General features: G+C 27.5%; 2 pseudogenes. Both read left to right on the top strand.

The features are described from left to right. Window positions 1–1349 (top strand): annotated as a pseudogene (locus tag B6S12_RS11360) (hypothetical protein); the annotation flags it as partial. A gap of 11 nt (window positions 1350–1360) precedes the next feature. Beyond that, a pseudogene (locus B6S12_RS10570) lies at window positions 1361–1632 on the top strand (DUF6402 family protein); the annotation flags it as partial.

Here is a 1632-nt window from a genome sequence, read left to right as displayed (position 1 = left end):
AGAATTTAGGTGCTAATAAATTGGATAATGTTGCCTTGCTTAATAAAACTTTAAGTAAAAAATTTGAAACATTAGAGGCAAATACACTCCATAATATTCTTATCTTCTATCCAAATCCTACTCCATCTATTATACAAATAAAACAACCTAAAAATACTTTTATTACTTTACTTATAGGAGCAAAAGCGAAAATAGATTGCACTAAATTAATAGAAGATCAATGTGAACTTATGTATTTAAAATATGATTCAACGCAAGAAGAGCAACAAACAAGCAATCCACAAGCTTTTTCTTGTGGCACTCAAGAAGAACTTACTTTAAAAAAAGAAGATGAAATATACTTTAAAGCAGTAAAAAACAATATATCATATTTTATTAATAAAAATGATGGGATTTTAAAAGTTGCTCTTACTGGTAATGAAGAAAATGCTATAGAATTGTATAGTTTTGCTAAAGAAAATCAATTTAAAATTTTACAAGATAAAGCCTCAAAGATGCTAAAAATCTATTTAAAACTAGAAGGATATAGTGAGGAAATTTTATCTTATAGAGGAGGGAATTTTGAATTAACACTGAATAATCTTAAGATTTTAGATGAAAATGGAAACAATTATGAAACCATCACTAAAGTATTTCTTCATAATTGTGAGAACAGAAGGATTTATGAAAGTTTAAATCTAGAACATCAAGAAGGTATTTATAAGAGTAGTTTTAAGATTGATTTAATTTTAGATAAAAACTCTTCTTTTTTTAAAAGGGCTACAAAATGTATTATAGCTACAAAAACCTTAGAAGGCTTTAGCACAAGTCAAATGCACCAAATTGGAAATGTAGCAATAGTCTCTTTAAGCTCTGCAGATAAGCAAGGAGGTTATTATACTTTTACAAATAAAGTAAGTATGCAAGATTTTGGAGAATATCTTTATTTAGATGCCGAGGCAAATGGGTATGAAAAACAAATCAAAAATTCAAAAAAGGATTTATATATCACAAATTTGCAAGCTTATAAAGAAAAAGAACAGCAAAATACCACTGATAAAATCCCTTATAATGAAACTATTTTTATTAGAGCCTACTTAAATAATGAGGAAAAATTTTTCTTTGATGAGACAATTAAATGGGCATATTGTATAAAAAAAGAAGGGGATTTAGAAGACAATCAACCTACAATTAATATTTTAGAAAATCTTCAAGGAAATGATATAGCCTTTAATACCTCTATGCTTTTAGCAAGTGATAGAGAAAAGCTTAATCTTGCAAATGAAAAATATCAATTAATTTTATTTGCCTATTTTAACGCACCTGCATTTCAAACAGCACAAGGAATAACGCATATAGTGTTAAAATAAAGATTTAAACTATGCAAAATAAAGCCCTATTATCTTCCTCTATCATTTATAGACAATCAAAAAACAACAAAGCTTATTGTGGAAAACATCTTAGTTTGCAACTACCAAACCTTAAAGATACACAAGAACAAAAAGCATTATTAGTCTTTGCTTACAAAGAAATACCAAATTATAACGCCTCTTATCTTATAAGAATTAATGATTATCCACAAATTACCATTGATTGCACTCTAGCAGAAACACTAAGGGCACATACAAACAAAGATGAAATCTCAAGGCTTGG

The organism is Helicobacter valdiviensis, from assembly GCF_003245365.1.
Classification (GTDB): domain Bacteria; phylum Campylobacterota; class Campylobacteria; order Campylobacterales; family Helicobacteraceae; genus Helicobacter_D; species Helicobacter_D valdiviensis.
Note: the sequence above shows the minus strand (reverse complement) of the source record. Positions and strands in the feature narration are given on the sequence as shown.